General features: G+C 69.5%; 14 protein-coding genes and 1 riboswitch. Of the genes, 5 read left to right on the top strand and 9 right to left on the bottom strand.

Annotation, left to right across the window (positions count from 1 at the left end; translation table 11 throughout):
- Positions 1-1,589: catalase (locus D588_RS0104480; protein WP_017915123.1), on the bottom strand; the 1,589-nt coding region annotated here is incomplete at its 3' end.
- Positions 1,590-1,820: 231 nt separating this feature from the next.
- Positions 1,821-4,697 carry an aminomethyl-transferring glycine dehydrogenase gene (gcvP, locus tag D588_RS0104475; RefSeq protein ID WP_017915122.1) on the bottom strand — a complete coding sequence of 959 codons (2,877 nt, stop codon included), beginning with the start codon at positions 4,695-4,697 and terminating at the stop codon, positions 1,821-1,823.
- A 102-nt stretch (positions 4,698-4,799) separates the two neighbouring features.
- Positions 4,800-4,904: riboswitch (glycine riboswitch) on the bottom strand.
- 288 nt (positions 4,905-5,192) lie between these two features.
- Here gcvP and D588_RS0104470 point away from each other — a divergent pair.
- Genes D588_RS0104470 through D588_RS0104460 form a run of 3 tightly spaced genes read left to right on the top strand, consistent with a single transcriptional unit; the run spans position 5,193 to position 7,439 of the window.
- Positions 5,193-6,443: a multidrug effflux MFS transporter gene (locus D588_RS0104470; protein ID WP_026143374.1), complete on the top strand. Its 1,251-nt coding sequence runs from the start codon at positions 5,193-5,195 to the stop codon at positions 6,441-6,443.
- Between the two features lie 50 nt (positions 6,444-6,493).
- A complete protein-coding gene (locus D588_RS0104465) occupies positions 6,494-6,904 on the top strand; it encodes a hypothetical protein (protein WP_017915120.1) in 411 nt (136 codons plus the stop codon).
- Between the two features lie 4 nt (positions 6,905-6,908).
- Complete coding sequence (locus D588_RS0104460) at positions 6,909-7,439, top strand: GNAT family N-acetyltransferase (protein WP_017911298.1); 531 nt, start codon at positions 6,909-6,911, stop codon at positions 7,437-7,439.
- A 30-nt stretch (positions 7,440-7,469) separates the two neighbouring features.
- Here D588_RS0104460 and D588_RS0104455 read toward each other — a convergent pair whose 3' ends face one another.
- The 3 genes from D588_RS0104455 to D588_RS0104445 form a co-directional block, all read right to left on the bottom strand.
- Positions 7,470-9,488 carry a M2 family metallopeptidase gene (locus D588_RS0104455; RefSeq protein WP_017915119.1) on the bottom strand — a complete coding sequence of 673 codons (2,019 nt, stop codon included), beginning with the start codon at positions 9,486-9,488 and terminating at the stop codon, positions 7,470-7,472.
- 126 nt (positions 9,489-9,614) lie between these two features.
- A complete protein-coding gene (locus D588_RS0104450; protein ID WP_017915118.1) occupies positions 9,615-11,276 on the bottom strand; it encodes a phosphoethanolamine--lipid A transferase in 1,662 nt (553 codons plus the stop codon).
- The gene (locus D588_RS0104445) at positions 11,273-12,052 is read right to left on the bottom strand and encodes a phosphatase PAP2 family protein (RefSeq protein ID WP_026143372.1); all 780 of its coding nucleotides are present in this window, start codon (positions 12,050-12,052) and stop codon (positions 11,273-11,275) included. Before D588_RS0104445 ends, D588_RS0104450 begins: the two co-directional genes overlap by 4 nt.
- A gap of 304 nt (positions 12,053-12,356) precedes the next feature.
- On the opposite strand from D588_RS0104445, the gene D588_RS0104440 reads away from it, so the two are divergent.
- Positions 12,357-13,058 (top strand): response regulator transcription factor, encoded by a 702-nt coding sequence (locus D588_RS0104440; protein ID WP_010340248.1) that lies wholly within the window; start codon positions 12,357-12,359, stop codon positions 13,056-13,058.
- Positions 13,048-14,361, top strand: a complete 1,314-nt coding sequence (locus tag D588_RS0104435) for a HAMP domain-containing sensor histidine kinase (RefSeq protein WP_017910133.1) — start codon at positions 13,048-13,050, stop codon at positions 14,359-14,361. Before D588_RS0104440 ends, D588_RS0104435 begins: the two co-directional genes overlap by 11 nt.
- Positions 14,362-14,371: 10 nt before the next feature.
- Here D588_RS0104435 and D588_RS0104430 read toward each other — a convergent pair whose 3' ends face one another.
- From D588_RS0104430 to minC, 4 genes are all read right to left on the bottom strand, one after another.
- Positions 14,372-14,869 carry a hypothetical protein gene (locus D588_RS0104430; RefSeq protein ID WP_017911506.1) on the bottom strand — a complete coding sequence of 166 codons (498 nt, stop codon included), beginning with the start codon at positions 14,867-14,869 and terminating at the stop codon, positions 14,372-14,374.
- Positions 14,870-14,995: 126 nt separating this feature from the next.
- Positions 14,996-15,253 (bottom strand): cell division topological specificity factor MinE, encoded by a 258-nt coding sequence (gene minE / locus D588_RS0104425; RefSeq protein ID WP_017910131.1) that lies wholly within the window; start codon positions 15,251-15,253, stop codon positions 14,996-14,998.
- A gap of 2 nt (positions 15,254-15,255) precedes the next feature.
- Complete coding sequence (gene minD, locus D588_RS0104420; protein ID WP_010340244.1) at positions 15,256-16,065, bottom strand: septum site-determining protein MinD; 810 nt, start codon at positions 16,063-16,065, stop codon at positions 15,256-15,258.
- 36 nt (positions 16,066-16,101) lie between these two features.
- Positions 16,102-16,501: septum site-determining protein MinC (minC, locus tag D588_RS0104415; RefSeq protein ID WP_026143371.1), on the bottom strand; the 400-nt coding region annotated here is incomplete at its 5' end.

Genomic DNA, 16,501 nt, shown 5'->3' with positions numbered 1-16,501 from the left:
GCCGGCGGCAGCGCGTCCAGGCCGAGGCCGTCGGCGACGCGCTGCGCCAGCTTGGGATCGACGTGGCGCAGGTGTCCGACCACCGCCTCGCGCACGTGCGCGGTGTCGACCTTGGACAGCTCGAACACCAGCGCCGAGGCCACGTGCGCCTGTTCCGGCTGCGTCTGGCTGCGGTAGAACATCCGCGCCTGGCTGTAGTGGTCGGCGAAGCTCTCGGCACGCACGCGGCCCTTGGCGCCGTCGTCGGGCTGGGTGCGGTGGCTGACGAAGCCGCGCGCGGTCTCGCGTGGGCTGTCGGCCTGCAGCGAGCTGGGTTCGTAGGCGACGCGGCCCTTGGGCACGCCCATCTGCATGTGGCCGTCGCGCTGCATGTTGGCGAACGGGCACTTCGGCGCGTTGATCGGCAACTGATGGAAGTTGGGCCCGCCCAGGCGGCTGAGCTGGGTGTCCAGGTACGAGAACAGGCGGCCCTGCAGCAGCGGGTCGTTGGAGAAGTCGATGCCGGGCACGATGTTGGCCGGGCAGTACGCCACCTGTTCGGTCTCGGCGAAGAAGTTGTCCGGCCAGCGGTCCAGCACCATGCGCCCGACGATCTGCAGCGGCACCAGTTCCTCCGGGATCAGCTTGGTGGCGTCCAGATGGTCGAACGGGAAGGCGTCGGCCTGTTCCTGGGTGAACAACTGCACGCCCAGTTCCCATTCCGGGAAGTCGCCGCGTTCGATCGCCTCGAACAGGTCGCGGCGATGGAAGTCCGGGTCGGCGCCGGCCAGCTTCACCGCCTCGTCCCAGATCGTGGACTGCAGGCCGAGCTTCGGCCGCCAGTGGAACTTGACGAACGTGCTGCGGCCTTCGGCGTCGAGCAGGCGGAAGCTGTGGATGCCGAAGCCTTCCATCATGCGCAGCGAGCGCGGGATGGTGCGGTCGCTCATCGCCCACATGATCATGTGCAGCGATTCGGGCATCAGCGAGACGAAGTCCCAGAATGTGTCGTGCGCGCTGGCCGCCTGCGGAAAGCCGCGGTCCGGCTCCATCTTCACCGCGTGGATCAGGTCGGGGAACTTCAGCGCGTCCTGGATGAAGAAAACCGGGATGTTGTTGCCCACCAGGTCCCAGTTGCCTTCCTTGGTGTAGAACTTGACCGCGAAGCCGCGCACGTCGCGCGGCGTGTCCACCGAGCCGGCGCCGCCGGCGACGGTGGAGAAGCGGGTGAACACCGGGGTCTTCACTCCGACCTCGGTGAGCAGCGAGGCGGTGGTGTACTTGGCCAGCGACTTGGTCAGTTCGAAGTAGCCATGTGCGGCGCTGCCGCGCGCGTGCACGATGCGTTCGGGAATGCGCTCGTGATCGAAGTGGGTGATCTTTTCGCGCAGGATGAAGTCTTCCAGCAACGTCGGCCCGCGCGGCGTGGCGCGCAGCGAGTTCTGGTTGTCGGCGACCGGAATGCCCTGGTTGGTGGTCAGCGGCGGATGCGTGCCGCCGGCCTGCTGGTGCAGTTCGTCGCCATGGCCGCGCTGATCGGCGGGCGCGGCGGTGGAGGCGAGGGCGGTGGACGATGCGGAATCGCTGGGCGTGCGCTTGCGGCTGGCCATGGGAGATCGCTCCGGTGCGTGGCGGAAGAAGGCGTCGCGGTGGGGTGCCCGGTGCGTGAGGATGCGGGCGCGGCGGAAGTCCCGATCCTGGGCGGCGCGGCGTGAACGAGCCGTGCAACGCGCCGCATCGCGCGCACTTGTCTACCTCGGTACGCGCGTTGCGCACGCAAAAAAAACCCAGCCTCGCGCACGAGGCTGGGTCTCGGGTGCAGCGTCGAACGAGAACGCGGCTCAGACCACCGCGTCTTCCTTGTACGCATCCACCGGGATGCACGCGCACATCACGTTCTTGTCGCCGTACACGTTGTCCACGCGCGCCACCGGCGGCCAGTACTTCTGCTGCTTCAGCGTGGGCAGCGGGAACGCGGCCAGCTCGCGCGGGTAGGCGTGGGTCCACTCGCTGGCGGTGACCTGCGCGGCGGTGTGCGGGGCGTGCTTGAGCGGGTTGTCCTCGCGGTCCAGGCGGCCGTCCTCGATCGCGGCGATCTCCTCGCGGATCTGGATCATCGCATCGATGAAACGGTCCAGCTCGTGCTGCGATTCGCTCTCGGTCGGCTCCACCATCAGCGTGCCGGCGACCGGGAAGCTCAGCGTCGGCGCGTGGAAGCCGAAGTCGATCAGGCGCTTGGCGATGTCCTCGGCGCCGATGCCGCTGGTCTTCTCCAGCGGGCGCACGTCGAGGATGCACTCGTGCGCGACCAGGCCATTGCGGCCGGTGTACAGCGTCTTGTAGTACGGCGCCAGGCGCTTGGCGATGTAGTTGGCGTTGAGCAGCGCGACCTGGGTGGCCTTGCGCAGCCCGCTGTTGCCCATCATGGTGATGTACATCCAGCTGATCGGCAGGATCGAGGCGCTGCCGAAGCTGGCGGCGCTGACCATGCCGACCTCGCCGTCGCCGCCCAGGGTCTTGGGCAGGTACGGCGCCAGATGCGCCTTCACCGCGCAAGGGCCGACGCCGGGGCCGCCGCCGCCGTGCGGGATGCAGAAGGTCTTGTGCAGGTTCAGGTGCGACACGTCCGAGCCCCACTTGCCGGGCTTGGCCAGGCCGACCAGCGCGTTCATGTTGGCGCCGTCGGTGTAGACCTGGCCGCCGTGCGCGTGCACCGCTTCGCAGATCGCCACCACGTCTTCCTCGAACACGCCGTGGGTGGACGGGTAGGTGATCATCAGCGCGGCCAGACGGTCCGAATACTTCTCGGCCTTGGCGCGGATGTCGGCGACGTCGACGTTGCCGTTGCCGTCGCACTTGGTCACCACCACGGTCATGCCGCACATCTGCGCCGAGGCCGGGTTGGTGCCGTGCGCCGATTCGGGGATCAGGCAGATGTCGCGATGGCCTTCGCCGCGGGCGCGGTGGTAGGCGCGGATCGCCAGCAGGCCGGCGTACTCGCCCTGCGCGCCGGAGTTGGGCTGCAGGCTGACCGCGTCGTAGCCGGTGCACTCGACCAGCATCGCTTCCAGTTCGTCGATCAGCTGCTTGTAGCCGACGCTCTGCTCGGCCGGGGCCAGCGGATGGATCGCGCCGAACTGCGGCCAGGTCACCGGGATCATCTCGGCGGTGGCGTTGAGCTTCATGGTGCAGCTGCCCAGCGGGATCATGGTGCGATCCATCGCCAGGTCCTTGTCGGCCAGCGCGCGCATGTAGCGCAACAGTTCGTGCTCGCTGTGGTGGGTGTTGAACACCGGGTGCTGCAGGAACGCGCTGTGCCGCAGCAACTGCGGCGGCAGCGCATCGGCGGTGGCGGCGTCGAGCGCGTCCACGTCGGCCTGGGCGCCGAACAGCTGCGCCAGCGCGACCACGTCGGCGCGGGTGGCGGTTTCGTCCAGGCTGATGCCCAGCGACGCGCTGTCGATCGCGCGCAGGTTGATGCCGGCCGCACGCGCCTTGGCGTGGATGGCCTCGGCGTCGACGCCGGTGACGTGCAGGGTGTCGAAGAAGCGTTCGCCGACAGCGGCGCCGGCGCCGCGCAGCGCGGCGGCGAGGATCGCGGCCAGGCGGTGGGTGCGGCGGGCGATGCGCACCAGGCCCTCGGGGCCGTGGTACACCGCGTACATCGAGGCCATCACCGCCAGCAGCACCTGCGCGGTGCAGATGTTGGAGGTGGCCTTCTCGCGGCGGATGTGCTGCTCGCGGGTCTGCAGGGTGAGGCGATAGGCGGGGTTGCCGGCGGCGTCGATCGACACGCCGATCAGGCGGCCCGGCATCGAACGCTTGTAGGCGTCGCGGCAGGCCATGAACGCGGCATGCGGGCCGCCGAAGCCGAACGGCACGCCGAAGCGCTGCGAATTGCCGACGACGATGTCCGCGCCCCATTCGCCGGGCGCGGCGATCAGGGTCAGCGCGAGCAGGTCGGTGGCGACGGCGACCAGGCCGCCTTGCGCATGCACCGCGTCGGCCAGCGCCTGGTGATCACCGATGTGGCCGAAGCTGTCCGGATACTGCAGCAGCACGCCGAAGCACTCGGCCTGCAGCGCTTCCTCCGGCGTGCCCACGCGCAGCACGATGCCCAGCGGCTCGGCGCGGGTGCGCAGCAGTTCCAGGGTCTGCGGGTGCACCGCGTCGTGCACGAAGAAGGTGTCGGACCTGGACTTGGCCGAGCGCTTGGCCAGGGTCATCGCCTCGGCCGCGGCGGTGGCTTCGTCCAGCAGCGAGGCGTTGGCGATTTCCATGCCGGTGAGGTCGGCGCACATGGTCTGGAAATTGATCAGCGCTTCCATGCGGCCCTGCGAGATCTCCGCCTGGTACGGGGTGTAGGCGGTGTACCAGGCCGGGTTCTCGAGGATGTTGCGCAGGATCACCTTCGGCGTGTGGGTGCCGTAGTAGCCCTGGCCGATGAAGCTGCGGAACACGGTGTTCTTGTCGGCGATGGCGCGGATCTTGGCCAGCGCCTCCTCCTCGGTGATGGCGTCGGGCAACGCCAGCGCGGCGGGCGACTTGTCCGTGCCTATTTTGATCAGGCCGGGCACGATGGCGTCGGTCATCGCCTCCAGCGAGTCGTGGCCGACGGTGCGCAGCATGTGCGCGATCTCGGCGTCGTTCGGGCCGATGTGGCGCTCGATGAAGGCGCAGTGGTGTTCGAGGTCGCGCAGCGAAGAGGTGTGAGACATGGCAGTCGTCCGGCTGAGGAAGGCACGAGGAGGCGGGGACGCGCGCAAGGCCGTCGTCGGGCCGCAGCGGCGGGCACGATCGACGGGAAGCACGCGTCTTCCCAATGCCCCTCTGTCCTTTTGCCTGAGAGTTTGGAAGCGGCGGCTGGCGCTGCGCTTCGTGCCCCTTCGGCGCCGGGTTTGACCGGTCTCTCCAGAGTCTTGGTGCGGGTGGTATCGGGCCTGAGCGATTACGGGCGTTTGCGCCTTCGGCAGCGGGTCGCCCCGCTTCTCCCACCTTGCTGCGCCGCGATTATAACGTGGCCGGCGGCGCCCACGGCGGGCCGCGCGCGCCCACGCCAGCCTGAATGGGCAAGCCGCGGCGGATGCGCGCCTGCGGCCGCAGCGCGTATCATGGCCGCACTCCCTTTTCTCGCGCCCGTCCATGCCGGACGGCGTTGCCGCGCGTGCGACCGTCCTGCGGCCGCCGCGGCCGGCTTTCAGGATGATGTCCCCATGACGCTCCCGTCCGTGTCCACACGCCGCATGGCCCTGTTGCTGGCCGGGCTGGCGATGTTCGGTCCGTTCTCCATCGACACGATCTTCCCGGCGTTCCCGCAGCTGGCGCAGCGCCTGCATGCCGATCCGGTGGCGATCCAGCAGACGGTGAGCGTGTACCTGCTGGCCTACGCGCTGATGGGCCTGGCCCACGGGCCGCTGTCCGACGCCTTGGGACGGCGCCGGGTGATCGTGGCCGGGCTGGTCGTGTTCATTCTGGCCTCGGCCGGCTGTGCGCTGTCGCGCGACCTTCCGACCCTGCTGGTGTTCCGCGCGCTGCAGGGTGTGTCGGCCGGGGTCGGCATGATCGTCGGGCGGGCGGTGATCCGCGACCTGTTCCACGGCGACGATGCGCAGCGGCTGATGAGCCAGGTGTCGATGCTGTTCGGCATCGCCCCGGCGATCGCGCCGATCATCGGCGGCTGGATCCTGGGCAGCGGCCGCGGCTGGCCGACGATCTTCTGGTTCCTGGTCGGCTTCTCCTCGTTGCTGCTGGTCGCCACCCTGCGCTGGATGCCGGAGACCCATCCGCCGCAGGCGCGCACGCCGCTGGCGCCGCGCACGCTGCTGCGCGACTACATCGGCATCGCGCTCAATCCGCGCTTCCAGCGCCTGGCCGCGGCCGGCGCGTTCAATTTCGGCGGGGTGTTCCTGTACATCGCCTCGGCGCCGGTGTTCATGATCGACCTGCTGGGCAAGACCGAGCGCGACTTCGCCTGGCTGTTCCTGCCCACCATCGGCGGCATGACCCTGGGCGCGTTCCTGTCCGGGCGCATGGCAGGGCGGCTCGGGCCGATGCGCCAGGTGCGCTTCGGCTTTGTCTGCTGCGGCCTGTCGATGGCCGGCAACGTCGCCTACACCGCGCTGGCGCCGGCCATCGCGCTCCCGTGGGCGGTGCTGCCGATCTTCTTCGCCGGGCTGGGCACCGCGCTGATCTTCCCGATCCTGGCGCTGGCGGTGCTGGACATGTATCCGCGCCAGCGCGGGCTGGCCTCGTCGCTGCAGGCCTTCACCCAGTTGATGGTCACCGTGCTGGTAGCCGGGGTGCTGTCGCCGCTGCTCAGCGGCCATGCGCTGCACCTGGCGCTGGGCTCGGGCGCGTTCTTCCTGCTCGGCTGGGGTTTCTGGCGCTGGGAGCGGCGCAGCGGCAAGCGCCTGCCGCGGCCGGACGCGCAGGTGCCGCGGCTGGAACCGGCCGACCCGCTGTGAGCATCGCCGCGGTTGGGCTATCGTCGTCGGGTCATCGTTGAGGAAACCGCATGTCCATCCAGTCCAAGCAGCGCCGCGACCTGCGCAAGAAGCTGGCAGAGCGCCTGCGCCACCGCGCCGAGGGCGCCGTACCGGCCACGCACATCGAACCGCATGCGGAACTGCGCGACCAGCAGCGCACCTTGCTGGCCGGCATCGTGCGCCGCGACGGCGAGTGGGTGCTGGGCATGGACGGGCGCATCGCCGGGCAGAGCGAGAGCGCCGCGCAGGTGCTGTCGCTGATCATGCAGGCGGCGGAGCTGCACGAGCGCGCCGGCACGCCGGTGCGGCTGATGTACTCGGACGCGCTGAAGGACGCGGCGCAGGCCGATGCGCAGGCGCAGGGCCTGAGCTTCGAGGAGTTCAAGACGCGCCACGCCCAGGTCATGCGTCGCGACGACGGCGCGGCGGCTCCGGCTTGAGGTCATGGGCCAGAGCGCCGGCCAGGCTGCGCAGGAGGCCGTGTCGCTGGCGCGGGTGCGGCGCCGCGACGGCATCGCGCTGATCCAGGCGCACCGCGCCAGCGTCGCCCTGCATCACCCGTGGACCTACCCGTTCACCGATGTGCCCGGCTTCGAGGCCTGGTACGCGCAGACTCTGGACGGCAGCAACATCGCGTTACTGGCGCGCGAACGCAGCAGCGGCGCGCTCGCTGGCCTGTTCACCTTCAGCCAGGTGGTCGGCGGCTGTTTCCAGAGCGCCTACCTCGGCTACCACGCTATGGCCGGCTGCGAAGGTCGCGGACTGATGACGCATGCGCTGCGCCTGTGCGTGGCTTACGCGTTCGCCGAACTGGGCCTGCACCGGGTGGAAGCCAACATCCAGCCGGACAACACCCGCTCGCTGGCGCTGGCGCAGCGCGCCGGCTTCCGCCGCGAAGGCTATTCGCCACGCTACCTGCGCATCGGCGGGGTGTGGCGCGACCACGAGCGCTGGGCGCGGCTGGCGGACGACTGAGCTGGCGGTGGCCCATGCGGCTGGCAGCGCTCAATGCCGAGACGGTGGCGTGGTCGGGGCCGGCGTAGGGGATGCGGGCGAGGTGGTTTGCGCCGAGACAGGCGCCGACGCCTCCCACCCGCACATCCGCCCCTGGTTCTGTTGCTTGAGCCATTCCTGCATCGGCGCGAAGTATTCCAGCAGCGGGCCGGCGTCGATGCGCTCGCTGCCGGTCAGTTCCTTGAGCGTGGCCTGCCACGGCTGGCTGGCGCCACGTTGCAGCATCGACCAGAACTTCTGCCCGGCTTCCTTGTTGCCGTAGAAGGTGCACTCGTACAGCGGGCCCTTGTAGCCGGCGGCGTCGCACAGGCTCTTGTAGAACTGGAACTGCAGGATGTGCGAGAGGAAGTAGCGGGTGTAGGGGGTGTTGGCCGGCACGTGGTACTTGGCGCCGGGGTCGAAGAAGTCCTCGCCGCGCGGTGTCGCCGGTGCCACGCCCTGGTACTTGGCCTTCAGCTCCCACCAGGCCTGGTTGTAGCGGTCCGGGGCGATCGAGCCGTCGAACACGCCCCAGCGCCAGCGGTCGATCATCAGCCCGAACGGCAGGAACGCGACCTTGCTCAACGCCATGCGCATCTGCGCGTTGATCAGCGCCTCGCGGCCCACCTGGGGCGCGTCGACCAGGCCGATCGAATGCAGGTACTGCGGGGTCATCGCCAGCACCACGGTGTCGCCGATGGCTTCGTGGAAGCCGTCGTTGGCTCCCGCCTGGAACAGCGGCGGCAGCGGGTTGTAGGCCAGGTCGTAATAGACGTGGCCGAGTTCGTGGTAGATGGTGGTGAAGTCCTCTTCGTTCGGCTTGACGCACATCTTGGTGCGCACGTCGCCGGCCATGTCCATGTCCCAGGCGCTGGCGTGGCAGACCACGTCGCGGTCCAGCGGCTTGATGAACTGGCTGCGCGTCCAGTAGCTGTCGGGCAGCTTGGGCATCGCCAGCGAGGTGTAGAAGTCCTGCGCGCGCTCGGTCATCTGCCGTGCGCTGAGCAACTGCGCCTCGCGCTGGGCCATGAACCGCGCGTCCACCGAGATGTCGCCGTTGCGCCGCGCCAGCGCCGCGCTCAGGTTGCCCTGGTACTGCCGCTCCAGTGCGTCGGTGATGTCCAGGCTGCCGGCGCCGGGGTAGGGCTGCAGCAGGTCCCACAGGTTGCTCCAGTCCTGCTGCCACATGTTGCCGAGCAGGTGCGCCGGCAGCAGGCCGCCGGCCAGTTCGCCCTTGTCCTTGCCGTATTCGGCGTCGAGCTTGCCGCGCGCGTAGCAGTGCAGTTGTTCGTACAGCGGCTTGACCTGGGTCCACAGCCGGTCGGTCTCGGCGGCGAGCTGTGCCGGTGGCATGTCGTAGCCGCTGCGCCACAGTGCGCCGGTGTCGGCGTAGCCCATGTCGCGCGCGCCTTCGTTGACCAGTTCGACGAAGCGCTGGTAGTCCTTGCGCATCGGTTGCACGGCGGCGTGCCAGCCCTGCCAGGCGTCCAGTTGCTGGTCGTAGTCGCGACTGCGGCGCAGCACGTCCTCCAGTTCGCCCAACTGCCGGCAGCGGCGCGCGTCGCCCTCGCCGGTGCAGTAGGACGCGGCACCGTACGCGCCTTCCATCTTCGTCGCCAGCGCGGCCAGTTCGCCCAGCCGTGCCGGATCGCGTGGCGCCGGCATCGCGGTCATCTGCTGCAGCAGGCGCAGTGCGCGTGCGCTGTCGGCCGACATCGGCTTGCCGTCGTAGCGCCGGGCCTGCGCGATCCAGCCGTTGAGCGTGGTCAGCCAGCGCGCGTTGGCCCTGGCCGCCAGTCGCTCGCTGTCGCCGTTGATGTAGGTCGCCGACAGCCACTGCGCCGCGGTCAGTTCCGGCAGCAGCGCGCGGTACTCCTCGTTGATACGGGCGACGAACTGGTCGGCGCTCTCGCCCTGGGGCTGGGCCGCGGCGGGGGCGGCGGTCTCGGCCGCGGGTTCCTTGCGGCAGGCGGACAGCGTCAGCAGGCTCGCGCCGAGGCACAGCGCGAGCAGCGGAGAGCGATGGGTCACGGCGAATCCTTGCAGGGCGATTGCCCGGAAGGCTAGTGGCCCGCCCGCACCGCCGCAAGTTCGGGCGGCGCGCTCTGGGTCGCGCCGCCGCGTCCGCTTACGCCACGCCCGCGCGTGGGCCGGCGGTCATTGCGGTTTGGCGCACTGCGCGAATAGGTCGCGCGCATGGTCGTAGACGCCGGTCCTGACCTGCATCAGGCCCAGCACCGACGGGAACAGGTTGTCCTGGTCGGCGTAGCGACGCGACCGCGCCTGCAGGCAGGCCAGGTCCAGGCCGCGCGCGCTGGCGAAGCCGGGCGAGAACCACATCACCATCGGCACGTGGGTCTGCTCCTGCGGCGCGATCGCGTAGGGCACGCCATGCAGGTACAGGCCCTTCTCGCCCAGCGACTCGCCGTGGTCGGAGAGGTAGATCATCGCCGTGTCGTAGTCGGGCATTGCCTGCAGCGCGTCGATGGTGCGCGCCAGCAGGTGGTCGGTGTACAGCAGCGAATTGTCGTAGGCGTTGGTGATCAGTTCGCGGCTGCAGTTGCCCAGGTCGGCGGTGTCGCAGGTCGGGGTGAAGCGGCGGAACGCGGCCGGGTAGCGCTCGAAGTAGCTGGGGCCGTGGCTGCCGAGCTGGTGCAGTACCACCACGCGGTCGCCGGGCTTGGCGCGCACCTGCGCCGCCAGGTCCTGCAGCAGGATCTCGTCCATGCAGCGTCCGTCCTTGCACAGCTGCGGATCCTTGGCGTCGTCCAGGTGCTGGATCTGCAGGCCGTCGCACACGCCCTTGCAGCCGGACTGGTTGTCGCGCCACAGCGTGCTGATGCCGGCGTGCTCGAGCACGTGCAGCAGCGACTGGTGCTTGCGGATGTTGCTCTCGTTGTAGTCGTGGCGGCCGAACGGCGAGAACATGCACGGCACCGACACCTCGGTGCTGGTGCCGCAGGAGTGCATGTCGGGGAAATTGATCACGTCGCGCTTGGCCAGCTCCGGCGTGGTCTGCCGCGCATAGCCGTTGAGGCCCCAGTTCTGCGCGCGGGCGGTTTCGCCCAGCACCACCACTAGCAGCCGCGGCTTGCTGCCCGGCGCACGCGCGGTGGCCTTTGCGTCGTGTTCCAGCGGCAGCTTCGGCGCCTTGCGCGTGGGGCTGTCGGACTTGAAGTTCTGCCGCAGCGCGACCAGGTAATTGATCGGCGTGGCCAGGTAGCGGATCTCGCGATGGTTGCGCATCATCGCCGACAGGTCCTGGAACGACAGCATCGCGGCGACGCCGCCCAGCGCCAGCATGCCGATCAGGAAGCCGGCGCGGATCGCCAGCGCCTTCAGCGGCGAACGCCGGATCAGCCGCACCCGCCACAGCACCAGGATCGGCAGCGCCGCGTAGAACAGCAGCGGCGCGATCAGCGCCGGGGTCATCAGCTCGCGCGATTCCTTGTGGTCGGTGGCCAGCACGTTGCGCAGCATGTCCGCGTCCAGGTAGACGCTGTAGCTGTTCATGTAGTGCGCGGCGAACGCGGTGGTGATCAGCAGCACCGTCAGCACCGGCTTGGCAATGCCGCGCCACAGCAGCAGGCCCAGCAGCAGGCCGTGCACCGCCAGCAGCAGCAGGAACAGCGACAGCGCCAGCTTCACGTCGCCGCCATGGCCGCTCATCGCGCTGCGCCAGAACATGCCGTTGCAGGCCAGGGCGAAGAACGCGCTGGCCGCCAGCGCCAGCATCTCGTTGCTCAATTGCGGACGCCAGGCCCACCAGCGGGCGCGGGAGGCGGTGGACGGCGAGGGCGGGGCGACGGAATGGCTCATGCGGCGGAATCGTTGGTAGTGGAAGGGCGTCGATCGGCCTGCGACAGGGTCGCGCGCGGCCACAGCATCGCCCGGTACAGGCCCAGTGCCACGCCCCAGCACAGGGCCAGCGTCCACAGGTCGTGCGACATGAAATGCGCGCCGCGCAGCTGTTGGCCGAGACCGAACAGCAGGCCTCCCCCGAGGCCGATCGCCAGCGCCGGCCAACGCCAGGCCGGCTTGAGCGCCAGCGCGACGAAGTACAGCCCCACCCAGGCATAGCCGGCACTGGAATGACCGGCGGGGAAGCATACCCCGCGCGGCATGCCCGCCGGGCGTGTCTCGAACAGGCCCACGAAGATCCGCTCGCCGCCATAGCGGACCAGGTCCCAGGGGCAGTCCATGTGGGTCACCGACTTCAGCAGCGACACCACGCCGGTGCTCAGCGCTACCGTCAGCAGCAGGTACAGCAGCGGCAGCCGGTAGCGGCGGGTATCCGGACGGCGCCATGCCCACACCGCCAGCGCGGCGGTCACCGCCCATGCCGCCGCGCTCAGCATCTTGCCGTCGTGGTGGATCAGGCTACGGGTCAGCGCAGCATCCTTCAGCGCCCACTGTCCGCCTTCCCAGCGATACAGCAGGTCGGCGATCCAGAAATCCCCGCCCAGGCCCATCAGCAGGCCACTGGCCAGCAGCACCAGCGCCAGCGGCACCCAGAGGTGGAACAAATAGAAATGCCGGCGTGCGCCGAGGTGGGGCGCCGCCGCAGCGGACAATCGCAGGGGCGTACTGATCATGGTCGACGAAGGCGGCCAGGGACGGCGGGAAAGTGGGGGCATGGTCAGGTTGCCGGTGTCGGATAGCTGTCGGAACTGCCGGTGAGAGGGCCGAGGCTTCAGCGAAGGTTGCGCACGGCCGCACTGATGCAAGCGCCGGGCCACGCGTGCCGGTGGCCGGCGCGGAAGGCAGCCTGACGGCGCCGTGTTGGGATCCTTTCCAGGTTTTATTGAGATTCGATCAAGGGCGCGCGGCCGTTCTGACTTCGTTCCGACACGCTTCCGCTAGCATGGGCAGGTCCGTCCCCCGAATTCGAGCGCGCCCATGCGGCTGCTGGTCATAGAAGACAACCGGAACCTGGTCGCCAACCTGTTCGACTACTTCGAGGTGCGCGGCCACACCCTGGATGCGGCACCGGACGGCGTCACCGGGCTGCACTTGGCCACCACGCAGCGCTACGACGCGCTGATCCTGGACTGGATGCTGCCGCGCCTGGACGGGCAGCAGGTGCTGCGCGCGCTGCGCGAGGAACACCATGCCGACGTGCCGGTGATCATGCTGACCGCGCGCGACGAGCTGCCGGACAAGATCGCCGGCTTCCGTGCCGGTGCCGACGACTACCTGACCAAGCCGTTCGCGCTGCCGGAACTGGAAGTGCGGCTGGAGGCGCTGCTGGTGCGCGCCAGCGGCCGCGGCCGCAGCAAGCTGCTGCGCGTGGGCGACCTGCAGCTTGACCTGTCCACGCTGGAAGTGACCCGCGGCGGGCGCACCCTGCATCTGTACCCGGCCTGCCGCAAGCTGCTGGAGGTGCTGATGCAGGCCAGCCCGGCCGCGGTCACCCGCGATCGCCTGGAGCAGGCGCTGTGGGGCGACGAGCCGCCGGACGGGGACATGCTGCGCTCGCACATCTACGACCTGCGCCGCAGCGTCGACGGCCCGTTCGCGGCCAAGCTGATCCACACCCTGCCGCGCATCGGCTACCGCCTGGCGGTGGTCGGTCCCCACGAGGGCGAGCATGCCGACTAGGGCCGGCCTGCGGCAGCGGCTGACCCTGTGGCTGGTGGGCTACGCGGCGCTGCTGTCGCTGGCGGTGTTCGTGCATGGCTACATCGTCAACGACCAGGCCGAGCAGCTCACCTGGCGCTCGTTGCTGACCTCCGAACTGGACCACTTCCTGGCGCGCAGCGCGGCCGACCCGGACTATCGCTGGATCGACACCCGCACCGTGAGCCTGTACGGCGACGAGGGTGGCGCACCGCTGCCGCCGGCAGTGACGGCGCTGGGTCCGGGCCTGCACGACGAAGTGCAACTGGAAGGCAGCGAGAAGGTCGTGCTGGTGCAGGACGTGCGCGGCCGCCGCCTGGCGCTGGCGCTGGACATCACCGAACTGCACGACCACGAGGACAACCTGGCGCTGTGGATGCTGGTGTCCAACGCGGTGGCGGTGCTGCTGCTCGGCGCGCTGGTGGCCTGGGGCATGGGCCGGGTGGTGCAGCCGCTGATCGACATGGCCCAGCGCATCGGCAGCCTGCGCCCGGACCGGCCCGGGCAGCGCATCGAGGTGCATCCGCGCGCCAGCGCCGAGCAGGTGGTGATTGCCGAAGCGCTGAACGACTACCTGGCGCGCAACGACCTGTTCGTGGAGCGCGAGCGCGCCTTCATCGACAGCACCAGCCACGAACTGCGCACGCCGGTGGCGGTGATCGGCGGCGCCGCCGAGCTGGCGCTGGAGCAGCACGACGTACCGCCCAGCGTGCGCAACCAGTTGCTGCGCATCCGCCGTACCGCCAGCGGCGTCGGCCAACTCATCTCGCTGCTGCTGGTGCTGGCCAAGGATCCGGCGCGGATGGCGCGTGGCAGCGACCTGGTGCGGCTGGACCAGTTGTTGCCGGAGATCGTCGAGGACCACCGCCACCTGTGCGCGGACAAGCGTCTGGAACTGGCCCTGGCGCCGATGCCGCCGTGCGAGGTGGAGACGCCGCTGGCGATCCTGCAGGTCGCCATCGGCAACCTGTTGCGCAACGCCATCGAGAACAGCGACAAGGGGCAGATCCAGATCACGATGTTGGCGCCGGGCGTGGTCTGCATCGACGATCCCGGCCACGGTATGAGCCCGGAAGAGATCAGCGCGATCTACATGCGCATGGCGCGCGGCGGCGGCAGCCGCGAGGGCAGCGGCATCGGCCTGGACCTGATCGCGCGGCTGTGCGAGCACCTGGGCTGGGCGCTGCACCTGGATTCGCTCGCCGGCAGCGGCACCCGCGCGACGCTGGACCTGAGCAGCGCGCTGAAGCGCCCCGGCGCGTCGCCGCCGTCGCCCGCGTCGTAAGGACGACGGGCTAGGCTTGCGCCGGCAGCAGCCCGCGTTGCGCCAGCCAGGCGCGCGCGTCGTCGGCGTCCTGTTCGAACCAGGCGCGGGTGGAGCCCAGCCGGTAGGTGTAGCCCCACGCGTCCATGTCCGCCATCAGCCGCGCACGGCCCACGCCGGGCAGGGCGTCGGCCAGCACGATCTGCAGGTAGCAGGTGGCGTCTTCTTCTTCCACCGAGTCGGTGGCGTCGGTATGCACCTGCGCGCGCCGCTGCGGCGGCAGCACGATCAGGTGGCAGGCTTCGTGCAGCAGCGAATGCACCGGCGTGTCGTCGCGCACGTAGACGTCGCTGGCGATCACCCCCGCTTCCGGCTCGCCCCAGTAGCTGCCGGGAATGGCGGCGCCGTCGGCGACGCGGTGCAGGGTCAGCCCATAGCCAGCCAGCAGCGCACGCGGCGCGTCCAGGCCGATCGTGCCCACGGTCAGCACCTGGGCGGCGGCAGCGGGAAGGGCGGCGTCGGTCTGCATCGTGTGGAGTTGGTCGGGATGGAAAAGGCGCGGCGGGCGCGCCCGATCACGGCAGGCACAGCGCGTCGCGGCGCCGGCCCGGATCGACGCGTCAGCCGCGGCGGCTGCCACGGCCGACGCGTGGCCTCAGGGCGTCGGCCCTTCCGGCAGGGCGACGGAGATGTCGAGCACGTCGTGCTCGCCGTCCTTGACCAGGTCCACCTTGACCGCGTCGGCGTCGATGTTGACGTACTTCTTGATCACTTCCAGCAGCTCGCGCTGCAGCAGCGGCAGGTAGTCCGGGCCGCCGCGCTGGCTGCGTTCCTGCGCGATGATGATCTGCAGGCGGTTCTTCGCGGTTTCGGCGGTGTTCTTCTTGGTCTTGAGGAAATCGAATAGTCCCATGCTCACCCTCCGAACAACTTGGTGAAGAAGCCCTTCTTCTCCACGGAGATGAAACGCATCGGACGTTCCTCGCCGAGAATGCGCGCCACGGCGTCCTCGTAGGCCTGGCCGGCCGGGGATTCGGCGTCCAGGATTACCGGCTCGCCCTTGTTGGAGGCGTTGAGCACGTCGCCGGATTCGGGGATCACGCCGATCGCCTTCAGGCCGAGCACTTCCTCCACGTCGCCGATGCTGAGCATCTCGCCGGTTTCCACGCGCGCCGGGCTGTAGCGGGTCAGCAGCAGGAACGCGGGCAGGCTCTTGCCGCTCTCGGCCTTGTGGGTCTTGGAGTCGAGCAGGCCGAGGATGCGGTCGGAGTCGCGCACCGAGGACACTTCCGGATTGACCACCACCACCGCGCGGTCGGCGAAGTACATCGCCAGGAACGCGCCCTTCTCGATGCCGGCCGGCGAATCGCAGACGATGTAGTCGAAGCCGTCGGCGGCCAGGTCCTTGAGCACCTTCTCCACGCCTTCCTGGGTCAGGGCGTCCTTGTCGCGGGTCTGCGAGGCGGCCAGCACGAACAGGTTGTCGAAGCGCTTGTCCTTGATCAGCGCCTGCTTCAGCGTGGCTTCGTTGTGCACCACGTTGACGAAGTCGTACACCACGCGGCGCTCGCAGCCCATGATCAGGTCGAGGTTGCGCAGGCCCACGTCGAAGTCGATCACGGCGACCTTCTTGCCGCGTCGCGCCAGCCCGCAGGCCAGGCTCGCGCTGGTGGTGGTCTTGCCGACGCCGCCCTTGCCGGAGGTGACAACGATAATTTCAGCCAAAGGACTATCTCCTGATACGTTCGAGGTTGGGCCGCGTCAGTCTTGCGCGGCGATCATGATCTGGTCCTGCTCCAGCCAGACCTGGACGGCCTTGCCACGCAGTTCCTTGGGAATATCGTCCAGCACCTTGTAGTGGCCGGCAATGGCGACCAGTTCGGCGTGGAAATCGCGGCAGAAGATCCGCGCCTCGGTGTTGCCCTGGGCGCCGGCCAGCGCACGGCCGCGCAGCGTGCCGTAGATGTGGATGCTGCCGTCGGAGATCACCTCGGCGCCGGCGCCGACGGTGGCCACCACGGTCAGGTCGCAGTTCTCCGCATACAGCTGTTGTCCGGAGCGCACCGCGCTCTTCTGCATGCGCCCGGGTTGCGGCCGCGCCGCCGGAGCGGGCGGTGGCGGAGGCGGGGGCGGCGGCGAGACCGGTGCCGCTGCGGCGGCA

It is taken from the genome of Xanthomonas sp. SHU 308 (genome assembly GCF_000364645.1).
GTDB lineage: Bacteria > Pseudomonadota > Gammaproteobacteria > Xanthomonadales > Xanthomonadaceae > Xanthomonas_A > Xanthomonas_A sontii.
Note: the sequence above shows the minus strand (reverse complement) of the source record. Positions and strands in the feature narration are given on the sequence as shown.